The organism is Mesorhizobium sp. M0815 (assembly GCF_040319995.1).
GTDB lineage: Bacteria > Pseudomonadota > Alphaproteobacteria > Rhizobiales > Rhizobiaceae > Mesorhizobium.
The window spans coordinates 186,206-206,761 of the sequence record NZ_JAMYOU010000004.1; the positions used below are offsets into that span (position 1 = coordinate 186,206).

Below are 20,556 nucleotides of genomic sequence, written 5' to 3' on the forward strand. Positions count from 1 at the left end.
CCTAGTTTCAGGGCTTGATACGATTATGGACACGACAGCCCAACACGAAGTGGCGAAGGAAGCGCCTTTGTCTCCCGGGCCGCGGCTGACGCTGTCCGGCATCTCGAAAAGCTTTCCCGGCGTGCGCGCGCTGCACGATGTCAGCCTGTCGCTCTATCCCGGCCAGGTGACCGCGCTGATCGGCGAGAACGGCGCCGGCAAGTCGACGCTGGTCAAGATCATGACCGGCATCTATCAGCCGGATGCGGGCACGATCAGCATCGACGGCCAGCCCGTCGCCTTGCCCAGCGCCCATGCCGCCTTCGGGCATGGCATCACCGCCATCCATCAGGAAACCGTGCTGTTCGACGACCTGACGGTGGCCGAAAACATCTTCCTCGGCCATGCGCCGCGCACCCGCTTCAAGACCATCGACTGGCGCACGATGCGCAAGAACGCCCGCGAAGTGCTGGACACGATGGGTGCCGGCCATATCGACGCCGATGCCAGGCTGAAGGATCTCGGCATCGCCAACAAGCATCTCGTCGCCGTTGCCCGCGCCATGTCGATCGACGCGCGGATCGTCATCATGGACGAGCCGACGGCAGCACTTTCGATGAAGGAGATCGAAGAGCTTTTCCTGCTGATCGAGTTCCTCAAGAGCGACGGCAAGGCGATCCTGTTCATCAGCCACAAATTCGATGAGATCTACCGCATCGCCGACCGCTATACCGTGTTCCGTGACGGCGAGATGGTTGGCGAAGGCCTGATCAAGGATGCCGGCCAGAGCCAGATCGTGCGCATGATGGTCGGCCGCGCGGTCGATCATATCTTTCCGCAGCGCAAGGCCGAGATCGGCGCGCCGGTGCTGGCCGTCTCCGGCCTGTCGCATCCGACCGAGTTCGATGATATCGGCTTCGAGCTGCACAGGGGCGAGATCCTCGGCTTCTACGGTCTTGTCGGCGCCGGGCGCAGCGAGGTGATGCAGGCGATATCAGGCATCACCCGCACCAGCGGCGGCACGATCACGCTGGAAGGCAAAGCGATCGCGCCGAAATCGGCGGCGGATTCGATCGATGCCGGCATCGTCTATGTGCCGGAGGAACGCGGCAAGCAAGGCGTGGTGATCGGCCTGCCTATCTTCCAGAATGTCTCGCTGCCTTCGCTCAAGCGAACCTCCAAATCCGGCATATTGCGGCTGGCGGAAGAGTTTGCGCTAGCCCGCTCCTACACAGAGCGGCTCGACCTGCGCGCCTCCTCGCTCAGCCAGGACGTCGGCACGCTGTCGGGCGGCAACCAGCAGAAGATCGTCATCGCCAAATGGCTGGCGACCGCGCCCAAGGTGATCATACTGGACGAGCCGACCAAGGGCATCGACATCGGCTCGAAGGCCGCCGTGCACGGCTTCATGGCCGAGCTCGTCGCGCAAGGCCTGTCGGTTATCATGGTGTCGTCCGAACTGCCGGAAATTCTCGGCATGTCCGACCGTGTCGTCGTTATGCGCGAGGGCCGCATTGCCGCGGTCTACGACAATAAGGGGCTCGACGCCGAAACGCTGGTCAGGACGGCAGCGGGGATCGCGGCATGAAGGCTCTTCTCAAATACCGCGAAGTCTGGCTGCTGGCGGCAATCGCCCTGCTGATCGGGCTGATCTCGATGCGTTTTCCGGGCTTTGCCGCTCCCGGCAATGTGCGCCAGGTGTTCAACGACACGTCGATCCTGATGATCCTGGCGCTCGGCCAGATGGTGGTTATCCTGACCCGCTCGATCGACCTGTCGATGGCAGCCAATCTCTGCTTCACCGGCATGGTGGTGGCGATGCTGAACGCCGCGCATCCGGCAATCCCGATCCCGCTGCTGATCGTCATCGCACTTCTGGTCGGCCTGGTGCTCGGCGCCATCAATGGCCTGTTGGTGTGGCGGCTGAACATTCCCTCGATCGTGGTAACGCTCGGCACTCTCACCATCTACCGCGGCGCCACCTTCGTTATTTCAGGCGGCGCCTGGGTCAACGCCGACCAGATGAGCCCCGATTTCATCGGCCTGCAGCGCGCGACGTTCCTCGGCATACCGGTGCTGTCATGGATTGCCCTGCTGGTCATCGCCTTGTTCTTCCTTGTGATGACGCGCACGGCGCTCGGCCGCTCGATCTACGCCATCGGTGTCAACCCGACCGCATCGGTCTATGCCGGCATCGACGTCGGCCGGACGAAATTCATCGTCTTCTGCATTTCGGGGATGATCGGCGGCCTCTGCGGCTATCTCTGGATCTCGCGCTACGTCATCGCCTCGGTCGAGGTCGCCAACGGCTATGAGCTCAACATCATCGCCGCCTGCGTCATCGGCGGCATCTCCATCGCCGGCGGCATCGGCTCGGTCGGCGGCGCGGTGCTCGGCGCGCTGTTCCTCGGTATCATCTCCAACGCGCTGCCGGTGATCAATATCTCGCCCTTCTGGCAAATGGCGATTTCGGGCAGCGCCATCATCCTGGCCGTGGTGCTCAACGCGCGCGGCGAACGCCGGCAAGGCCGCATCATCCTCAAAAAGGCGGAAGTGGCATGACCGATACCCCTGCCCCGCGCCATGTTCCGAACCGACTCGACAAGCCGTTCACTGCGGCGATCTTCTCATGGGAGGCGCTGCTGGTCGTCGTGGCGGTCGCCATCTTTGCCGTCAACAGTTTTGCCTCGCCCTATTTCCTCGACGCGTGGTCGCTGTCGGACCTGACTTTCAACTTCACCGAAAAGGCGCTGATCGCGCTGGCCATGGCACTGCTGATCATCTCCGGCGAAATCGACCTGTCGGTCGCCGCTATCATCGCACTCGCCTCGACGATGATGGGCATGGCGGTGCAGGCCGGCGCCGGCACGCCTGTCCTGGTGGCAATCGGCATCGTCGTCGGGCTCGGCTGCGGCGCCTTCAACGGGCTGCTCGTCACCAGGCTGGGGCTGCCGTCGATCGTCGTCACCATCGGCACGATGAGCCTGTTTCGCGGCGTTGCCTTCATCATCCTCGGCGACCAGGCCTACAAGGGCTATCCCGCGAGCTTCGCCTTCTTCGGCCAAGGTTATGTCTGGTGGGTGGTGTCGTTCGAACTGACGCTTTTCCTGGTCGCGGCCGTCGTCTACTGGTTCCTTCTGCATCGGACGAGCTTCGGCCGCCGGGTCTTTGCCATCGGCAACAACCCGGTTGCGGCGCAGTTTTCCGGCGTGCGTGTCGGCCGCATCAAGTTCATCCTGTTTTGCCTGACCGGCCTGATGGCGGGCATCGCCTCGGTGCTGATTACGTCACGGCTCGGCTCGACCCGGCCGTCGATCGCGCAGGGCTACGAACTCGAAGTCATCACCATGGTGGTGCTCGGCGGCGTCAGCATTCTCGGCGGCGCCGGCAGCATTCTGGGCGTCGTGCTGGCGGCCTTCATCATGGGGCTGGTGACCTTCGGTCTTGGCCTGCTCAACGTGCCGGGGATCGTCATGTCGATCTTCATCGGCCTGCTGCTGATCATCGTCATCGCGCTGCCGATCCTGTGGCAGCGCGTGCGGCGGGAGCGCTTTGCCTGATGCCCGAAAAATATGCGTTCAAGATGAAGCTCAATCCCGGCATGAAGGCCGAATACAAGAGGCGCCACGACGACATCTGGCCGTCACTCGTCGCGTTGCTAAAACAGGCTGGTATCTCCGATTACTCGATCCATCTCGACGAGGAGACCAACACCTTGTTCGGCGTGCTGTGGCGCCGTGACGACCATGGCATGGACGAATTGCCTAAGCATCCGGCGATGCAGCGCTGGTGGGCCGAGATGGCAGACATCATGGAAACCAAGCCGAACAACGAGCCGGTGGCGGTGCCGTTGGAAACAATGTTCCATATGGAATGACCCGCCACGTCGCCGTCATCGATATCGGCAAGACCAACGCCAAGGTGGCGCTGGTCGATCTCGCCGCAGCAAGCGAAGTGGCGCTGCGCAGGATGGTCAACGAGCCGGTTCGGCAACGCCCGTATCCGCACCACGACGTCGAGCGGTTATGGGCGTTCATCCTCGGCAGCCTGGCCGAGATCGATCGCGAGCAGCGCATCGACGCGATATCGATCACCACCCATGGCGCAACGGCGGTGCTGGCCGACGCATCAGGCGAACTGGCGCTGCCGGTGCTCGATTACGAGTTCGGCGGTCCGGATGCCTTCGCCAAGGACTACGACGCGATCCGCCCGCCTTTCACCGAGACCGGCACGCCGCGCCTGCCGGCCGGCCTCAATCTCGGCGCGCAGTTGTTCTGGCAGCAGAAGCGCTTTCCAGCGGATTTCGCCAGGGCCGCCGCGATGCTGATGTATCCGCAATACTGGGCCTTGCGCCTGACCGGCGTCGCCGCCAGCGAGGTGACTTCGCTCGGCTGCCACACCGATCTGTGGAACCCGTGGAAAGCGGATTTTTCCTCACTGGTCGACCGGCTGGAATGGCGCCGGCTAATGGCGCCGGTGCGGCAGGCCAAGGACCGCTTGGGCCCGATCCTGCCCGCTCTGGCGCGGCAAACCGGCCTCGATCCGCAAACGCCGGTGTATTGCGGCCTGCACGATTCCAACGCCTCGCTGCTGCCGCATCTCCTGTCCGACAAGCCGCCTTTCTCCGTCGTCTCGACCGGCACCTGGGTGGTGTCGATGGCGGTTGGCGGCAGCAAGGTCACGCTCGATCCGGCGCGCGACACGCTGGTCAATGTCAACGCGTTCGGCGATGCCGTGCCCTCGGCGCGCTTCATGGGTGGCCGCGAGTTCTCCGTGCTGACGGAAGGCCAATTGGAAGACTGGACCGAAGACGATGTCGCCGCGGTGCTCGCGCGCAAGACGTCCCTATTGCCTTCGATCCAACGGGGTTCGGGGCCGTTTCCGCACTGCGCCGCGGCATGGCTTAACGCGGACGGCATCAACAATGGCCAGCGCTTTGTCGCCATCTCGTTCTACCTGGCGCTGATGACCGCGACCTGCCTCGATCTGATCGGCGGCGGGGGGTCAACCATCGTGGAAGGACCCTTCGCCCGCAACCGGCTGTTCACCCGCATGCTGGCTGCGGCGACGGCGCGCGCCGTCATTGCCTCCGCGGCTGCGACAGGCACCAGCATCGGCGCCGCCTTGCTGGCGTCGGACCAGGGGACACCGCAAGGCAGAGGCGAAAGGACCGAACCGTCGGCCGATCCACTCTGGACAAGTTACGTGCGCTCCTGGCGTTCGGCAGTCGACGAACGAGCCTGACCGCCGAGCTCATGGCGCCCTGCGGTCAGGCCGTTGCTAGCCCGCGTAGAGCAATCCCTGTGGATCGATCTCCGGCTTGCGGCCGGCGACCACGTCGGCAAGGAATTTTCCCGAACCGCAGGCCATGGTCCAGCCGAGATGGCCGTGGCCGGTATCGAGATATAGATTGTCATACCGCGCCCGGCCGATGACCGGCACGGAGTTCGGCATCATCGGGCGAAGTCCAGCCCAGAGCTCGGCCTTGCTCTCGTCGAAGGCGCCGGGGAACAGGTCCTTGCCGGTGTTCAGGATCGAGTTGAAATCGCGCGGCTTGAACGTGCGGTCGAAACCGGTGAACTCCGCCGTCGAGGACATCCGCAGCCGATTTCCCAGCCTGGAATAGCCGATCAGCCGGTCCTCGTCGGCGCCGCCCATGATCGGCCCCTTGCTTTCATCTTCCAGCGGAACGGTCACGGTATAGCCCTTCACGGGATAGACGGGCAGGTCGATGCCGTAGCGGCGGCCGAGCAGACCGCTCTCCGGCCCCATGGAAATGACCACGGCGTCGCCGGCCACCGGGCCGGCCGAGGTCATCACCGCGCGCACCCGGTCGCCGTCGATGTCGAGGCCTTCGACCGTCGTGCCGTAGAGGAATTGGACACCGAGTTTTTCGGCGGCATAGGCAGCGAGGCGCTGCGTGAATTGACTGGAATCGCCGGTCTGGTCGATCGGCGAATAGACGCCGCCGGCAATTTTGTCCTTGGCTCCGGCAAGGCCGGGCTCGAGCTCGACCAGCCGGTCGCGGCCGACGATCTCGATCGGCAGGCCATGTTCGGCGAGATAGCGGTAATTGTCGGTGCCGGTATCAAAGCTCTGCTGCGAGCGGAAGAAATACAGAATGCCTTTCTTGCGCTCGTCATAGTGAATGCCGGTGTCAGCGGAGATGGCGTTGATGCAGTCGCGTGAATAAAGCGCCAGGCGCAGCTTGATCTCGGTGTTGGCGCGCATGCGCTTATGCGTGCACTGGCGCAGGAAGCGCAGGCTCCAGGCGACAAAATACGGATCGAAGCGCAGCCGCACCTTGATGCCGAGATCGTGGTTGTAGAGGGCTCGCAGGAACGTTTTAAGCGCGGCGGGCGAAGCCCAGGCGGTGGCATCGCCGGGAGATACCAGGCCGGCATTCGACTGGCTGGTGCCGCGCGCCGCCGCCGGATGGCGCTCGATCACCGTGACTTCATGGCCGTCGCTTGCCAGACAATAGGCCGCCGCCGTGCCAACGACGCCGGCTCCAAGCACCGATATTTTCATGCCGCCCCCAAGTCGAACGCAGCCGAACGCCTGCACGCTCAGCCGTGAGGCCCTTCAATAGCGCCTCTGCCTCCTGCCGACGAGCCCTTGCGGAGAGCCCGCGCTTAGCCCAGAGCCGAATTCTTGCTGGTCAGGATGCGCTCCCAGGCAAGCGCATCGGAGACGATCTGGTCGAGGTTGTCACGCTGCGGGGTCCAGCCGAGTTCGCCGCGGGCCAGCTCCGAATTGGCGACAACCGCGGCGGCGTCACCGGGGCGGCGCTCGCCCATCTGCACCTCGAAATCATGGCCGAAGACGCGGCGTACGCTGTCGATGACCTCGAGCACCGAATAGCCGTGGCTGTAGCCGCAATTGGCGACCAGGCTCGATCCGCCGGCACGCAGCCGCTGCAGGGCCAGCCGATGCGCCGCCGCCAGGTCGCTGACATGGATATAGTCGCGCATGCAGGTGCCGTCCGGCGTCGGATAGTCGGTGCCGAACACCTGCATGAAGGGGCGCTTGCCGAGCGCCGTCTCGCAGGCGACCTTGATCAGATGCGTGGCGCCGGGCGTCGACTGGCCGGTGCGGCCCTTCGGGTCGGCGCCGGCGACGTTGAAATAGCGCAGCGCCGTATAGCGCAGCCCATAGGCAATAGCCGCGTCGCGGAGCATCCATTCGCTCATCAGCTTGGACAGGCCGTAGGGCGATTCCGGCGCAAGCCTGGCGTCCTCGCGTACCGGCTCCAGGCCGGCGCCGCCATAGACGGCGGCGGTCGAGGAAAAGATGAAATTGGGCACGCCTTCGCGCACCGCGGTCTCGATCAGGGTGCGTGTCTTGCAGGTGTTATTCTCGTAATAGGCAAGCGGGTCGGCCACCGATTCGGGCACGACAATCGAGCCGGCGAAATGGATGATCGCGTCGACCTTGTTGTCGCGGATGATCGAGGCGACCAATTCCTTGTCGGCGACATCGCCGACGACGAGCTTTGCTTCCGGAGCCACCGCCCATTCAAAGCCGGTCGAAAGCCGGTCGAGGACGACGACGCTGTCGCCCGTGTCCAGCAACTCCCAGACCATATGGCTGCCGATATAGCCGGCACCGCCTGTCACCAAAACCGTCATCCGCATCCTCGCTATTCATGATTTATCGGAACTGTCTCAATCGTCGCCGTACTGGAAAACCTGCCGCCAGGCCATTACAATCTGCGGTAACCAGTCTCATCGGCGGGTGGCATTGTCCTGAAACAAGATTGATCCACATCAAGGGAATAGGCCACGTTCCGTGGTCGTTAGGAACAGGCCTGGGGCGTGGCATTTTGACCAAAACGGTGCGGTGGACGGCGAATAGGCCAATGACTATGATCCCGCGCAAAATTGGGAAGGCGACATGAATTACCAGCGGTTCTTCGAGGAAGCGATCGACCAGCTCCATGCAGAGCGTCGCTATCGCGTCTTCGCCGACCTTGAGCGTATCGTGGGAAAATTCCCGCGCGCCATCTGGCGTGCCAATGGCCGCGCCGAGGAAATCACCGTCTGGTGCTCCAACGATTATCTCGGCATGGGCCAGCATCCCGACGTCATCGCCGCGTTCCAGAAGGCGGCAGGCAAAATGGGATCGGGGGCCGGCGGCACCCGCAACATTTCGGGCACCAGCAACCCGCTGGTCGAGCTCGAACTGGAGCTTGCCGACCTGCACGACAAGGAAGCGGCACTGGTTTTCACCTCCGGCTTCGTTTCAAACGAAGCGTCGATCTCGACCATTGCAAAGCTGCTTCCCAATTGCCTGATCATCTCGGACGAGCTTAACCACGCTTCGATGATCGAGGGTGTGCGGCGCTCGGGCGCCGAGAAGAAGATCTTCCGCCATAACGACGTCGCGCATCTCGAAAGCCTGCTGCAGGCGGCCGGCCGCGAGCGTGCCAAGCTGATCGTCTTCGAGAGCGTCTATTCGATGGATGGCGACATCGCGCCGATCAAGCAGATCGTCGACCTCGCCGAGCGTTACAATGCGATGACTTATATAGACGAGGTCCATGCCGTTGGCATGTACGGGCCGCGCGGCGGCGGCATCACCGAGCGCGAAGGGCTGGCCGACCGCATCGACATCATCGAGGGCACACTGGCCAAGGCGTTCGGCACGCTTGGCGGCTACATCACCGGCACCAGCGCCGTGATCGACGCCGTGCGCTCCTATGCGCCGGGCTTCATCTTCACCACGGCGCTGCCGCCGGCGATCGCTGCCGCGGCAACCACCTCGATCCGCCATCTCAAGCGCTCGCAGGCCGAGCGCGACGCGCAGCTGCGTCAGGCGACGCGGACCAAGGAAGTGCTTGCCGCGGCCGGCCTGCCGGTAATGGAGTCACCTACCCACATCGTGCCGCTGCTGGTCGGCGATCCCGAGCTCTGCAAGATGGCCAGCGACCGCCTGCTCGGCGTACACGGCATCTATATCCAGCCGATCAATTACCCGACAGTGCCGCGCGGCACCGAACGGCTGCGCATCACGCCGACACCGTTCCATTCTGACGCGCTGATTGCCTCCTTACAGGACGCGCTAGTCGAGACATGGGATGCGTTGGGGATTCCCTACGGTTCGGCCGGCCGGCCTTCAGTGGCCAAGAGCGACCGCGTCATTCCGTTGCTGGTGCCGAAGTCGGGCGGGTAACCTCCGCCGCTACGGGCACCATTGCGGAAGCCGCCTATCGGTGCCGCCTCATTTTTCAGTGCTGCGATGCCTGGCGCGAAGCTCAACACACCTCACGCAGTCTTCATCCATTTCGCCAGCCGGTGCGCGGCTTCTTCGAGCTGGTCGAGGCGGCGGTGGAAGCATAGCCTGAGGAAAGCTTCGCCGCCGGGGCCGAAGGCGGTGCCGGGGGCCAGGCCGACATTGGCGCGGTCGACCATGTCGAAAGCGGCAGCGCGGGAATCGGTGATGCCGTCGACGGCGAAGAACAGATAGAACGCGCCCTGCGGCACGGTGAACCGCGCCCTGCCGGTTTCGGCGAGAATGCCGCAGACGAGGTCGCGCGCCGCCCTCGCCCGCTCCACCTGTTCGACGATGAAGGCATCGCCCTCGTCGAGGGCGACGACGGCGCCGCGCTGCATGAACTGCGCAACGCCGGAAGTCGAATACTGGACCAGGTTCTCGAACACCTGCTGCAAGGCGGGATGGATCTTGATCCAGCCGATGCGCCAGCCGGTCATCGCCCAGTTCTTGGAAAAGGAATTGACGAACAGGATGCGGTCCTCATCGGCCATGATGTCGATGAACGACGCCGCGCGGCCATGGCCGTAGTGGAACAGCGAATAGATCTCGTCGGCAATGATCCACAGGCCCCTTTCGCGGGCGAGATCGAGGATTGCCTGCAGCGTCTCCTTGTCGGCGGTCCAGCCGGTCGGGTTGGACGGCGTGTTGACGAACAGCGCCTTGGTCCGTGGCGTGATCGCCGCTGCGATCTTGTCGACATCGCAGGACCAGCCATTGCCGGACTGATCAAGGGTGACTGCAACCGGAACGGCGCCGGCCACGCCGGCGGCGGCGGCGAAATTCGGCCATGCCGGCGACAGGTAGACAAGTTCGTCGCCCTTGCCGGCCACCGCGTCGATGGCCATCTGGATGGCATGCATGCCGGAGCCGGTGACGATGAATTCTTCGTTGGCGAAAGTCTTGCCGAAATGCCTGGTGTAGTAGCGGGCGAGCGCCTGCCTGAGTTCGGGAATGCCCCGCTGCCAGGTGTAGAAGGTCTCGCCGGCGGCCAGCGCCTTGGCGGCGGCATCGGTGATGAAGGCAGGCGTCGGCAGGTCGCCCTCGCCGGCCCAAAGCGGGATCATACCGTCGCGGCCGCGGCCACGATTCATGACGGCGACAATGCCGCTTTCGGGCGCCGCCCGCGCTTCGGCGCGCAGAGTATCGATCAGGGTCATGGATGGGTCCGTTTTCGTTTGCTCGACTGCTAGCGTGTTTCAGGGCGGACGAAAACAGGAAACCCCGGCCGCAAGCGACCGGGGTTTTGGTCCAGAAAGTTGCCGCAGGCGCTACTTTCTGGCGAGGAGATCGCGAATTTCGGTGAGCAGCGCGACGTCGGCTGGTGGCGGAGCGGCCGGGGTAGCCGGTTTCTCGCGCTCCAGCCGCTGGCGCAGATTGTTCACCGCCTTGACCATCAGGAAGATAATGAAGGCGAGGATAAGGAAGTTCAACGCCACGGTGATGAAGCTGCCATAGGCGAAGACCGCGCCCTGTTTCTTGGCATCCGCCAGCGATGTGGCGTTAACGGCCGAGGACAAGGGCAGAAAGTAGTTGTTGAAGTCTAATCCGCCCAAAATCGCCCCGATGACCGGCATGATGATGTCGTCGACCAGCGAGGTGACGATCTTGCCGAAGGCAGCGCCGATGATGACGGCGACGGCCAGGTCCATCACATTGCCCCTGGAAATGAATTCCTGAAACTCTTTCAGCATTCGACCCTCCTTTTCCTGACCGGCCGTGCTGCCGTCCACGCCCTCGGCATCGACCGGCAGGCAGAATAGCAAAAACCTGCGGTTGCGACAGGAGCAAAGACGTGTTTCCCCGGCCTGGATTGCGCGAAGCCGCGGCCATAATGCGCCGAAAGCCGCGATGGACTCGGTGGCCAAGCTGTGATTGCGTCTGCAAGGCCGGATGAAAAAGCCGGCGCAGGGAGGAAGTTCGAGGCGTGCAGGGCTGGTTCATCGTCATCATCGCGATCGCCTATGTGACGTTGCTGTTTGCTATCGCCAGCCTGGGCGACCGGCGCTCGACTTCATCCGGGCCTGGCCGCGCCCGGCCCTTTATCTATGCGCTCAGCCTCGCCATCTACTGCACCTCCTGGACCTTCTTCGGCTCGGTCGGGCTCTCCTCCGAGCGCGGCCTCGAATTCCTCGGCATCTATATCGGACCGGTTCTGGTGTTCGTGTTCGGCTTTCCGCTGCTGCAGCGCATCGTCAGGCTGGCAAAGACCGAGAAGATCACCTCGATCGCCGACTTTCTCGGCGCCCGCTACGGCAAGAGCTTCGCTGTCGGGGCGATCGCCACGCTGATCGCAACCATAGGCGCGGTGCCTTACATGGCGCTGCAATTGAAGGCGATCTCCGGCTCGGTCAGCCTGATGGTCGAGCACTATACCGGCTCGCCGCCGTCGTTCGATCCGTTCGTCAGCGACATCTCGCTTGTCGTTGCCATGCTGCTGGCGCTGTTTGCCGTGCTGTTCGGCACGCGCCATGCCGACGCCACCGAACACCAGGACGGTCTGGTGCTGGCGGTGGCGGTCGAGACCGTGGTCAAGCTCGCCGCCTTCCTGGCGATAGGCCTGATGGTCACGTTTCTGATCTTCGGCGGGCCAGGCGATATGTTCGACCGGCTCGCCGAAAACACGCAGGTGCGCCAGGCGATGGGCTACAACACCTCGCTCGCGACCTGGCTGGTACTGACATGCCTGAGCGGCTTTGCCATCCTCATGCTGCCGCGCCAGTTCTACGTCACCATCGTCGAGAACCGCAGCGAGGCTGAGCTGCGCACGGCGACATGGGTGTTTCCGCTCTATCTCGTGGCAATCAACCTGTTCGTGCTGCCGATCGCGCTGGCCGGCCTGGAACTGGTCGGCCCCAGGACCAGCAGCGACCTCTATGTGCTGTCACTGCCGCTGTTCAGCGGCCACGACGTTCTGGCCATGGCCGCCTTTATCGGCGGCCTGTCGGCGGCGACGGCAATGGTGATCGTCGAAAGCGTCGCGCTGTCGATCATGATCTCCAACGACCTGATCATTCCGCTGTTCGTGCGCCGGCTGCTGCGGACCACGACCTCAGAGAGCGAGGACTGGTCGACGCTCATCCTCAATGTGCGGCGGGCGGCGATCTTCATCATGCTGTTCATCGCCTTCCTCTACTACCGCGAGAGCACAAACAGCGCGCGGCTATCCTCGATCGGCCTGATGTCGTTCGCCGCGATCGCGCAGTTCGCGCCGGCAATGATCGGCGGCCTGGTCTGGCGCGGCGCCAACGGAAGGGGTGCGGCACTCGGCATGGTGGCCGGCATCGTCGTCTGGAGCTACACGCTACTGCTTCCCTCGCTCGCCGCGCCCGAGACCGGCATCCTCGTCCACGGCCTGTTCGGCTTCGATGCATTGCGGCCGCAAGCCCTGTTCGGCACCGTCGCCGAGCCGCTGAACCATGGCGTGCTGTGGAGCCTGTCGATCAACACGTTGTTTTTTGTGTTCGGCTCACTGTCGCGCGCGTCGGTGCCGCTGGAACGCATCCAGGCGTCGATCTTCGTGCCGCGCGAGGCGGGGCCGCTGCCGAGCCTGCGCCGCTTCCGCACCACGATCACCGTCAACGACCTCAAGGACACGATCGCGCGCTATCTCGGTGTCGAACGCACCGAGCGCTCCTTCCAGTCATTCGAGAAGAGCAGCGGCACTTCACTGCACGGCAACGAACAGGCCAGCATGGATGTCATCCGCTTCTCCGAGCAGCTTCTGGCCAGTGCCGTCGGCTCCTCCTCGGCGCGGCTGATCCTGTCGCTGCTGCTGCGCCGCAACGACCGCGAATCCAAGGACGCCTTCCGCCTGCTCGACGACGCCACCGAGGCGCTACAGCACAATCGCGACCTGCTGCAGATCGCACTCGACCAGATGGAACAGGGCATCACCGTCTTCGACCGCGATTTCCGGTTGATCTGCTGGAACCGCCAGTACCGGGCGCTGTTCGACCTGCCCGACGAAATGGGCCAGGTCGGCGTCTCGCTCGATCGTATCCTGCGCCACCTTGCCGAGCGCGGCGATATACCGCCAGACCAGCGCGTCACCATGCTGAACCGCCTGACCAGCTTCGTCAGCCCATGGCAGATGGAGCTGAAGACCAGCGGGCGTATCCTGGAATTGCGCTCCAATCCGATGCCGGACGGCGGCATCGTCGCCACCTATGCCGACATCTCAGGGCGCGTCGAGCAGGATCTGGCGCTGAAGCGCGCCAATGAATCGCTGGAACAGCGCGTGAAGAGCCGCACCGCCGAGCTCACCCGCGTCAACGAGGAGCTGGCGCAGGCGCAGATGCTGGCCGAAGAGGCCAATCTCGGCAAGACGCGCTTCCTCGCTGCCGCCGGCCACGACATCCTGCAGCCGCTGAACGCCGCCCGCCTCTATTGCTCGTCGCTGATCGAGAAGACCGGCAAGGGGCCTGCCGGCAAGGCGGCGATGAATATCGAATCGTCACTGGAATCGGTCGAGACCATCCTCGGCGCGGTGCTCGACATTTCGCGCCTCGATGCCGGCGCGATGAAGCCGGACGATACGAGCTTCGGCCTCGACGGGCTGCTGCGCCAGATCGGCAACGACTTCCGGCCGCTTGCCGCCGAAAAGAAGCTCGAACTCTCGATCATGCCGTCGTCGCTCAGCGTCATGACGGATCGAAATCTGCTGCGCCGGCTGATCCAGAACCTGGTCTCCAACGCCATCAAATATACGCGCCATGGCCGCATCCTGGTCGGCGTGCGGCGGCGCGGCGAACTGGCCGAGATCCAGGTTATCGACACCGGCATCGGCATTGCCGGCGACAAGCTCAACACCGTGTTCCGCGAATTCACCCGGCTCGACGAGGGCATGCGCGAGGCGGAAGGCCTCGGCTTGGGGCTCTCCATCGTCGACCGCATCGCCCGCGTCCTGCGCCTTGAAATCCGGATCTTCTCCAATCCCGGCAAGGGCACGCGCTTTTCCGTGCTGCTGCCGGTGGCGGCCGTGCAGGCACCGCGGCGCGAGGCCGAGGCGAAGCCGCCTGCCCGCGCTACGACCTCGCTTGCCGGGCTGCATGTGCTCTGCATCGACAATGACGGCCGCATCCTCGACGGCATGCGGCTGCTGCTCGAGGGCTGGGGCTGCAGCGTCGACACGCTTTCCGGCGCGGAGGATCTCGACAGGTCCGCCATGCATCGGCCGGACATTGTGCTTGCCGACTATCATCTCGACGACAAGACCGGCCTCGAATTGATCGCCCAGTTGCGTGCGATCCATGGCGAGGACCTGCCGGCCGTGCTGGTCACCGCCGACCGCTCCAGCGAGGTTCGCGCCGCCGCCGGCAGGCTCGACGTGCCTGTGATCAGCAAGCCGTTGAAACCGGCGATGCTGCGCTCGATGATGGCCAGGGTCAGGCCGCTGGCGCCGGCGGCCGAATAAGAATCAGCCGGCGGCCTGCACCGGGTCGCTGCCGATCTTGGACAAAAGGATGACCGCCTGGGTGCGGCTGTCGACGCCGAGCTTCTGCAGGATGGCCGAGACATGCGCCTTGATCGTCGCTTCGGAGACGCCGAGCTCATAGGCTATCTGCTTGTTGAGCAGTCCCTCCGCCAGCATGCCGAGCACGCGCGTCTGCTGTGGCGTCAGCGCCTGCAGCCGCTTGATCAGGTCGGAAATCTCGGGATCGCGCTCGACGCCGAGATCGACCCCGGCGGGTGCCGCGATATCACCTGCGAGCACCGACTGCACCGCATTGCGGATCTCTTCCATGCTGGCCGATTTGGAGATGAACCCCGAGGCGCCCAGGTCGAGCGCGCGCCGGATCGTCACCGGATCGTCATGCGCCGAGACCACCATCATCGGCACCGCCGGATGGATGCCGCGCAACGAGATCAGGCCGGAAAGGCCGCTTGCGCCCGGCATCGAGAGGTCGAGCAGGACCAGATCGACATCCTCATTGGCCAGGACCAGCGCCTTGGCGCTTTCGAAATCGCCGGCCTCGTGAATGGCGGCAACATCTCCGATGCCGGCGAGTGCCTCCCTCAATGCACCGCGAAAAAGCGGATGATCGTCGGCGATGACGAATGTGTAGCCCAACGGTGATATCCCTCCCCGAATCCCGTTGGCGATTTTCCGCCTTGCAGGATCTGAACGATCATAACGCTACGCCGCTGTTCGGCGTGGCCGGCTTGCTATTCCCGCCCTAGGTCTTTTTGCGAATTGCCTAGGTCTTTTGCGAATTGGGCTTGGCGCCGTCTTCGTCCTTGTCCATGTCCTTGACGATATCCATGAAGCTGCGCAGGAAGCGCTCCATGTAGCCCATCGTCTTGTTGAAATCCTCCTCGCTGGGCAAAGTCGATTCGAAACGCGCGGCAAGCGAATTTTCGAGCTTGGCGACGCGTTCGTCGAGCGCCTTCACCGAATTTTGCAGCCGGTCGATCTGATCCTGGAAGGCGGCACGTTCGTCGGCCGCTGTCTTGCAGACGAGCTGACCGGAACGCTCCTCGCAGAGCGACATGGCGCCGGTCTGCGTATCCATGCGCACATAGCCATTGGCCGATTTTTCCAGCCGGTAGCGATCGGCTTCCTCGGAAAAGGCCGAAGCTGCGACAAGCGAGACCAGTGCTGCGGGGATCAAGACGTGTTTCAGACGCATGTTTTCCTCCATGAGCCAGTCGGCGCAATCTATCACAGTTTGCGCCGGAATTGGGGAAGAACCTGAAATGGGGAAGAACGCGGGCCTGCCCTTCCCCGCGTCGTCGGTTCGGACTATAGCGCAACGATGTCCGAGATCATCTACAAGATAGTTCCCGAGGCGCTGTGGCGCGAGGCTGAACGAGAAGGCCGCTTCACCGGCGCGCCGATCGACGTCGCCGATGGCTTCATCCATTTTTCCACCGCCGGGCAGGTTCGGGAAACGGCAGCCAAGCATTTCGCCGGCCAGAGCGGGTTGCTGCTGGTCGCCGTCGACGGCGCGCACCTCGGCGATGCGCTGAAATACGAGGTCTCGCGCGGCGGCGCCTTGTTCCCGCATCTTTATGGCGGGCTCGGCCTCGATGCGGTCGTCTCGGTGCAGGCATTGCCGCTCGGTGCCGACGGCCGGCACGAATTCCCGGCGCTGGAGGCCGAATGAGCGCGTTCGACCGGATCGGCCAGAAACTGCTGTTCACGCTCGATCCGGAAACCGCGCATGGGCTGTCGATTGCCGCGCTGAGATGCGGCCTGCCGGTCGCCGGGCGCCCTTTGCGAGACGACAAGCTAAAGGTCAGCCTTTGCGGGCTCGATTTCCCGAACCCGCTCGGCATGGCGGCCGGCTACGACAAGAATGCCGAAGTGCCGGACGCACTGCTCGGCCTCGGCTTCGGCTTCGCCGAGGTCGGCACGATCACGCCGCTGCCGCAGACGGGCAATCCGAAGCCGCGCATCTTCCGGCTGCCTTCGGACGGGGCAGTGATCAACCGGCTGGGCTTCAACAATGAAGGCCACGCCGCCGCGGAAAAACGTCTTGCTGCCCGCAAGGGCCGCGCCGGCGTCGTCGGCGTCAACGTCGGGGCCAACAAGGACAGCGCCGACCGCGTCGGCGACTATGAGCGCGGCGTGATCAGGTTTGCGCGATACGCCGGCTATCTGACGATCAACATCTCCTCGCCAAACACGCCGGGCCTGCGCAACATGCAGGCGCGCGAACAGCTTGGTGAACTCCTGTCGCGGGTCATGGCCGCGCGTGCGGCGGCACCGGCAAAGCCGCCCGTCTTCCTCAAGATCGCGCCGGACCTGGTCGAGGCCGAACTGGAGGACATCGCCGCCGAGATCACCGACAAGCAAATAGACGGCGTCATCATCTCCAACACCACGATCGCGCGACCCGGCCTGCGCAACGCCGGCATTGCCGGCGAGACCGGCGGGCTTTCGGGAAAACCCTTGTTCGAGCGCTCGACCATCGTGCTGGCAAGGATGCGAAAACTGCTTGGCCCGGATTCCGCCATCATCGGCGTCGGTGGCGTCGATTCCGCCGAGACGGCGCTGGAAAAGATCCGTGCCGGCGCCGATCTCGTCCAGCTCTATACCGGCATGATCTATGCCGGGCCGGCGCTGCCGGGGCGCATTCTTTCCGGCATGGTCCGTTTCATGGACAGTCAAGGGCTGAAATCGCTGCGCGAGCTTCGCGACAGCCGCCTCGATCACTGGGCGACGAAACCGCTTTAGCGATCAGTTAAAGGCCGTGCGCACCCGCAGCCGCAATGTAGCGAGCAGGCTAAAGCCGCGCACCAGCAGGAACACGTGCAGCGCGGCCCACAGGCCGTGATTGCCGAACGCCGGTGCCAGGATCAGCAACGCGGCGCTGAACGCCAGGAACGACAACAGCATCATGTTGCGCATGTCGCGCGACCATGTCGCGCCGATGAACACCCCGTCCATCTCGAAGGCCAGCGCGCCGCTGAGCGCAGTGAACGCCGCCCACGGCAGGTAGATGTCGGCAATGGCGCGGACGTCTGTCGAGGTCGTGATCAGGGCGATCAGATCCGTGCCCTCCAGCAACAAGAAGAGCGTCGCAGCGCCGGCCAGACCGAGCCCCCAGAACAGCGTCAGCCGCACCGCCTGGTCAAACGCCGTGGCGGCACGGGCGCCGATGGCGCGCCCGGCGAGCTGTTCGGCGGCGGTGGCGAATCCATCGAGGAAATAGCCGGCAACCAGGAAGAGGTTCATCAGCACGGCATTGGCGGCCAGCGTCAGAGTGCCGAACTGCGCGCCCTGGCGGGTGAACAGCGCGAAGGCGGCGAGCAGTGAGAAGGAGCGGATCATGATATCGCGATTGAGCGACATCATGCGCAGGAATGCCGCCAGATCGAGCACGCGATGGCGTGGCAGCCTGGGTGCGGCCCAGAAGCGCCGGCCGACGATGGCGAGACCAAGCAGCATGGCGACGAATTCGCCGGTGAGCGTCGCCCAGGCGACGCCGGCAACACCCCAGCCAAGCTCCAGGCCAAGCAGGAAGCAGAGGGCGATGTTAATGCCGTTCAGTATCAATTGCAGCATCAGCCCTAGCCCGCCCTCGCCGCGCCCCAGCACATAACCAAGGATGGCGTAATTGATAAGCGAGAACGGTGCTGCGAGCATCCTGATGCGGATATAGACGTCCATCGCCGCGCCGACGCGCGGCTCGGCGCCGATGAACCATTGCCCGGCAGCCGAAACCAGGGGCGCAAGTGCGGCAAACACGATGCCGGCGACGACCGCGATCAGCACGGCGCGCCAGAACACCGCCTGCTCCTCCAGTGCATCGCCGCGCCCGAAGGCCTGGGCGACGAGGCCGGTGGTGCCGGAGCGCAGGAAGTTGAAGGTGGTGAAAACGACGTCGAAGATCAGGGCGCCGGCCGCCAGGCCGCCGAGAAGGGCGGCGTCGCCGAACTGTCCGACCACCGCCGTGTCGACAATTCCGAGCAACGGCGTCGTCAGATAGGCAAGCGTCATCGGCACGGCGATGGCGAGCACCGAACGGTTGGTGACGACGAAAGCCCTGGCTTCGGTGACGTGGGCTTCGGTGGGTAAAGCCTGCTCCAAACGTGTGTTGCTTCCTGTTGCGGCTTGATCGGCTAGCCGATGTGCCCCAGTTTGCGGACCTCGCGCAACCATCCATCCCGGCATGGTCAACCGAAACCCGCCTCTGGCGCACCGGCCGTCCCATGTCCTTGCAGATCGTTCATCATCCCGATTACGACGCCGGTTTCGCCGTCAACCACCGCTTCCCGATGAGCAAATATCCGCTGCTGATGGACGCCTTGCGGGCACGCGGCCTGGCGCGGCCCGAAGCGCTCAACACACCAGCGGTGGCGCGGCCATCATGGCTGAAGCTTGCCCACGCGGCAGACTATGTCGACCAGGTGCTTGCCTGCGACGTGCCGGTGAGGATCGAGCGCGAGATCGGCTTTCCCGTGGGACCGCGGGTTTCGCTGAGGGCGCAGCTCGCAACGGCCGGCACGGTGATGGCGGCGCGGCTGGCTTTGCTGAACGGAATCGCTTGCAACACGGCCGGCGGCAGTCATCACGCGCGGCGCGCGCAAGGCGCCGGCTTCTGCACCTTCAACGACGTGGCCGTTGCCGCGCTGGTGCTGCTCGCCGAAGGTGCCGCCCAAAACATCCTGGTCGTCGACCTCGACGTGCATCAGGGCGACGGCACGGCGGATATCCTGAACGACGAGCCGCGCGTGTTTACCTTCTCCATGCATGGCGACCGCAACTACCCCGCGCGCAAGATCGCCTCCAACCTCGACGTCGCCCTGCCCGACGGCACCGGCGATGCAGCCTATCTGGAGCGGCTGGGCGCCATCCTGCCGGAGCTGTCGGCGCGAAAGCGCTGGGATCTCGTCTTCTACAATGCCGGCGTCGATGTCCATGCCGAGGACCGGCTCGGCAGGCTGGCGCTGTCGAATGACGGGCTGCGCGCCCGCGACGATATGGTGATCCGCCATTTCCGCACGCTAGGCGTCCCGGTGTGCGGCGTTATCGGCGGCGGCTATTCGACGGATGTCGCAGCACTTGCCGCACGCCACGCCATCCTGTTCGAGGTGGCTGCGGGCTACGCGTGAAAGGCTGTTTGTTTGAGCATGATCTTTTCCGAAAGCCGGTTCCCACTGTTTGGGATCATGCTCTACTTCCTGAAATTGGCGATCCTGAGCAGGACGAAGGCCGGCACGACGATCGCGGCACCGAGCAGGATGTAGCCGAGGAAGCGGTCGATGGCGTGGAAGCCCAGATTCCACAGGTCGATGAAGAATTTGCGGATGCCGTAAAGCACGTCCATCGGCGACCAGCCGAAGGCGTTCATGACCAGGCCGACGAGGAACGACACCACAAGCAACTTCAAGATCACCCGGAGCGGCGTATCGCCGAGAAAGCGGTTCAGTGCGGACAAGGCCTGTCTCCACGGTCGGGTGCCACGATTCGGCACATGCCCAGAAATACGCAGTTGGTCGCGCTGCATCAAGGCGCGCCCTCAAATCGGATTGCGTATCGGCGCCGGGCCATGATATCGGAGGAACCAGCGCGGGTATGATGTAATGGTAGCTTGTCAGCTTCCCAAGCTGAACGCGCGGGTTCGATTCCCGCTACCCGCTCCAGCTTTTGCCACACGGGTTGCGCCTGAGTTGGCGATGTTGAAAACTTGCGGCCTTACAGGCAGTTTTACAGCTCGGCTGGCCGTCCTTCATCTGTTTGGCCGATGTGCCAGTTCGTCGAATATCTCACATTGAGGGTCGGCGGGGCCTCGAATGACCCCAACCGGAATGTCTACCCTTGGCCCGCTGGCTTCTGCTGGCGGGCTTTTTTTG

General features: G+C 64.0%; 18 protein-coding genes and 1 tRNA gene. 11 read left to right on the top strand and 8 right to left on the bottom strand.

Translation table 11 applies throughout. The features are described 5' to 3' along the window. Window positions 1–25: 25 nt before the first annotated feature. From NKI01_RS07760 to NKI01_RS07780, 5 genes are read left to right on the top strand one after another with little or no spacing between them, the layout of a single operon-like run. Window positions 26–1,567 carry a sugar ABC transporter ATP-binding protein gene (locus NKI01_RS07760; RefSeq protein WP_352852423.1) on the top strand — a complete coding sequence of 514 codons (1,542 nt, stop codon included), beginning with the start codon at window positions 26–28 and terminating at the stop codon, window positions 1,565–1,567. Continuing rightward, entirely contained in the window at window positions 1,564–2,541 is a 978-nt protein-coding gene (locus NKI01_RS07765; RefSeq protein ID WP_352962582.1) for an ABC transporter permease, read from the top strand. Before NKI01_RS07760 ends, NKI01_RS07765 begins: the two co-directional genes overlap by 4 nt. Beyond that, entirely contained in the window at window positions 2,538–3,539 is a 1,002-nt protein-coding gene (locus NKI01_RS07770) for an ABC transporter permease (RefSeq protein WP_352482463.1), read from the top strand. The genes NKI01_RS07765 and NKI01_RS07770 overlap by 4 nt, the downstream gene beginning before the upstream one ends. Beyond that, window positions 3,539–3,856 carry an L-rhamnose mutarotase gene (gene rhaM, locus NKI01_RS07775; protein WP_352482465.1) on the top strand — a complete coding sequence of 106 codons (318 nt, stop codon included), beginning with the start codon at window positions 3,539–3,541 and terminating at the stop codon, window positions 3,854–3,856. Before NKI01_RS07770 ends, rhaM begins: the two co-directional genes overlap by 1 nt. Beyond that, a complete protein-coding gene (locus tag NKI01_RS07780; RefSeq protein WP_352962585.1) occupies window positions 3,853–5,223 on the top strand; it encodes an FGGY-family carbohydrate kinase in 1,371 nt (456 codons plus the stop codon). The genes rhaM and NKI01_RS07780 overlap by 4 nt, the downstream gene beginning before the upstream one ends. Before the next feature lie 36 nt (window positions 5,224–5,259). Here the strand turns inward: NKI01_RS07780 and NKI01_RS07785 are convergent, their stop codons facing one another. After that, window positions 5,260–6,510 (bottom strand): D-amino acid dehydrogenase, encoded by a 1,251-nt coding sequence (locus NKI01_RS07785; RefSeq protein WP_352640407.1) that lies wholly within the window; start codon window positions 6,508–6,510, stop codon window positions 5,260–5,262. Window positions 6,511–6,614: 104 nt separating this feature from the next. Next, the gene (gene galE, locus NKI01_RS07790) at window positions 6,615–7,610 is read right to left on the bottom strand and encodes a UDP-glucose 4-epimerase GalE (protein ID WP_352962589.1); all 996 of its coding nucleotides are present in this window, start codon (window positions 7,608–7,610) and stop codon (window positions 6,615–6,617) included. A 265-nt stretch (window positions 7,611–7,875) separates the two neighbouring features. On the opposite strand from galE, the gene hemA reads away from it, so the two are divergent. Beyond that, window positions 7,876–9,153, top strand: coding sequence for a 5-aminolevulinate synthase (gene hemA, locus NKI01_RS07795; protein ID WP_023719474.1), 1,278 nt, complete (start codon window positions 7,876–7,878; stop codon window positions 9,151–9,153). Between the two features lie 92 nt (window positions 9,154–9,245). Here hemA and NKI01_RS07800 read toward each other — a convergent pair whose 3' ends face one another. After that, window positions 9,246–10,412: a pyridoxal phosphate-dependent aminotransferase gene (locus NKI01_RS07800; protein ID WP_352962591.1), complete on the bottom strand. Its 1,167-nt coding sequence runs from the start codon at window positions 10,410–10,412 to the stop codon at window positions 9,246–9,248. A gap of 111 nt (window positions 10,413–10,523) precedes the next feature. Next, window positions 10,524–10,946, bottom strand: a complete 423-nt coding sequence (gene mscL / locus NKI01_RS07805; protein ID WP_023719476.1) for a large conductance mechanosensitive channel protein MscL — start codon at window positions 10,944–10,946, stop codon at window positions 10,524–10,526. Between the two features lie 233 nt (window positions 10,947–11,179). On the opposite strand from mscL, the gene NKI01_RS07810 reads away from it, so the two are divergent. Beyond that, entirely contained in the window at window positions 11,180–14,668 is a 3,489-nt protein-coding gene (locus NKI01_RS07810; RefSeq protein WP_352547900.1) for a PAS domain-containing hybrid sensor histidine kinase/response regulator, read from the top strand. A gap of 3 nt (window positions 14,669–14,671) precedes the next feature. On the opposite strand, the gene NKI01_RS07815 is transcribed toward NKI01_RS07810, so the two are convergent. Then, the gene (locus tag NKI01_RS07815) at window positions 14,672–15,334 is read right to left on the bottom strand and encodes a response regulator (RefSeq protein ID WP_502893818.1); all 663 of its coding nucleotides are present in this window, start codon (window positions 15,332–15,334) and stop codon (window positions 14,672–14,674) included. A gap of 118 nt (window positions 15,335–15,452) precedes the next feature. Beyond that, on the bottom strand, window positions 15,453–15,884 hold the full coding sequence (locus tag NKI01_RS07820) for a hypothetical protein (RefSeq protein ID WP_352493790.1): 432 nt from the start codon (window positions 15,882–15,884) through the stop codon (window positions 15,453–15,455). A 126-nt stretch (window positions 15,885–16,010) separates the two neighbouring features. Between NKI01_RS07820 and NKI01_RS07825 the strand changes: the two genes are divergently transcribed. Together NKI01_RS07825 and NKI01_RS07830 are read left to right on the top strand one after the other, a co-directional pair. Next, on the top strand, window positions 16,011–16,361 hold the full coding sequence (locus tag NKI01_RS07825; RefSeq protein WP_352482472.1) for a DUF952 domain-containing protein: 351 nt from the start codon (window positions 16,011–16,013) through the stop codon (window positions 16,359–16,361). Further along, window positions 16,358–17,434: a quinone-dependent dihydroorotate dehydrogenase gene (locus tag NKI01_RS07830; protein ID WP_352482473.1), complete on the top strand. Its 1,077-nt coding sequence runs from the start codon at window positions 16,358–16,360 to the stop codon at window positions 17,432–17,434. Before NKI01_RS07825 ends, NKI01_RS07830 begins: the two co-directional genes overlap by 4 nt. Before the next feature lie 3 nt (window positions 17,435–17,437). On the opposite strand, the gene NKI01_RS07835 is transcribed toward NKI01_RS07830, so the two are convergent. Continuing rightward, window positions 17,438–18,862, bottom strand: a complete 1,425-nt coding sequence (locus tag NKI01_RS07835) for an MATE family efflux transporter (RefSeq protein WP_352482506.1) — start codon at window positions 18,860–18,862, stop codon at window positions 17,438–17,440. Between the two features lie 50 nt (window positions 18,863–18,912). Here NKI01_RS07835 and NKI01_RS07840 point away from each other — a divergent pair, with 50 nt between their 5' ends. After that, a complete protein-coding gene (locus tag NKI01_RS07840) occupies window positions 18,913–19,815 on the top strand; it encodes a histone deacetylase family protein (RefSeq protein WP_352482474.1) in 903 nt (300 codons plus the stop codon). Between the two features lie 62 nt (window positions 19,816–19,877). Here NKI01_RS07840 and NKI01_RS07845 read toward each other — a convergent pair whose 3' ends face one another. Then, on the bottom strand, window positions 19,878–20,141 hold the full coding sequence (locus NKI01_RS07845) for a DUF6460 domain-containing protein (RefSeq protein ID WP_352962594.1): 264 nt from the start codon (window positions 20,139–20,141) through the stop codon (window positions 19,878–19,880). Between the two features lie 131 nt (window positions 20,142–20,272). Between NKI01_RS07845 and NKI01_RS07850 the strand changes: the two genes are divergently transcribed. Continuing rightward, window positions 20,273–20,346 (top strand) — tRNA-Gly (locus NKI01_RS07850). Window positions 20,347–20,556 lie beyond the last annotated feature (210 nt).

Coding starts and splice junctions, on each gene's coding strand:
- NKI01_RS07760 (WP_352852423.1), top strand. CDS start 26: ATGGACACGACAGCCCAACACGAAGTGGCGAAGGAAGCGCCTTTGTCT.
- NKI01_RS07765 (WP_352962582.1), top strand. CDS start 1,564: ATGAAGGCTCTTCTCAAATACCGCGAAGTCTGGCTGCTGGCGGCAATC.
- NKI01_RS07770 (WP_352482463.1), top strand. CDS start 2,538: ATGACCGATACCCCTGCCCCGCGCCATGTTCCGAACCGACTCGACAAG.
- rhaM (WP_352482465.1), top strand. CDS start 3,539: ATGCCCGAAAAATATGCGTTCAAGATGAAGCTCAATCCCGGCATGAAG.
- NKI01_RS07780 (WP_352962585.1), top strand. CDS start 3,853: ATGACCCGCCACGTCGCCGTCATCGATATCGGCAAGACCAACGCCAAG.
- NKI01_RS07785 (WP_352640407.1), bottom strand. CDS start 6,510: ATGAAAATATCGGTGCTTGGAGCCGGCGTCGTTGGCACGGCGGCGGCC.
- galE (WP_352962589.1), bottom strand. CDS start 7,610: ATGACGGTTTTGGTGACAGGCGGTGCCGGCTATATCGGCAGCCATATG.
- hemA (WP_023719474.1), top strand. CDS start 7,876: ATGAATTACCAGCGGTTCTTCGAGGAAGCGATCGACCAGCTCCATGCA.
- NKI01_RS07800 (WP_352962591.1), bottom strand. CDS start 10,412: ATGACCCTGATCGATACTCTGCGCGCCGAAGCGCGGGCGGCGCCCGAA.
- mscL (WP_023719476.1), bottom strand. CDS start 10,946: ATGCTGAAAGAGTTTCAGGAATTCATTTCCAGGGGCAATGTGATGGAC.
- NKI01_RS07820 (WP_352493790.1), bottom strand. CDS start 15,884: ATGCGTCTGAAACACGTCTTGATCCCCGCAGCACTGGTCTCGCTTGTC.
- NKI01_RS07825 (WP_352482472.1), top strand. CDS start 16,011: ATGTCCGAGATCATCTACAAGATAGTTCCCGAGGCGCTGTGGCGCGAG.
- NKI01_RS07830 (WP_352482473.1), top strand. CDS start 16,358: ATGAGCGCGTTCGACCGGATCGGCCAGAAACTGCTGTTCACGCTCGAT.
- NKI01_RS07835 (WP_352482506.1), bottom strand. CDS start 18,862: ATGGTTGCGCGAGGTCCGCAAACTGGGGCACATCGGCTAGCCGATCAA.
- NKI01_RS07840 (WP_352482474.1), top strand. CDS start 18,913: ATGTCCTTGCAGATCGTTCATCATCCCGATTACGACGCCGGTTTCGCC.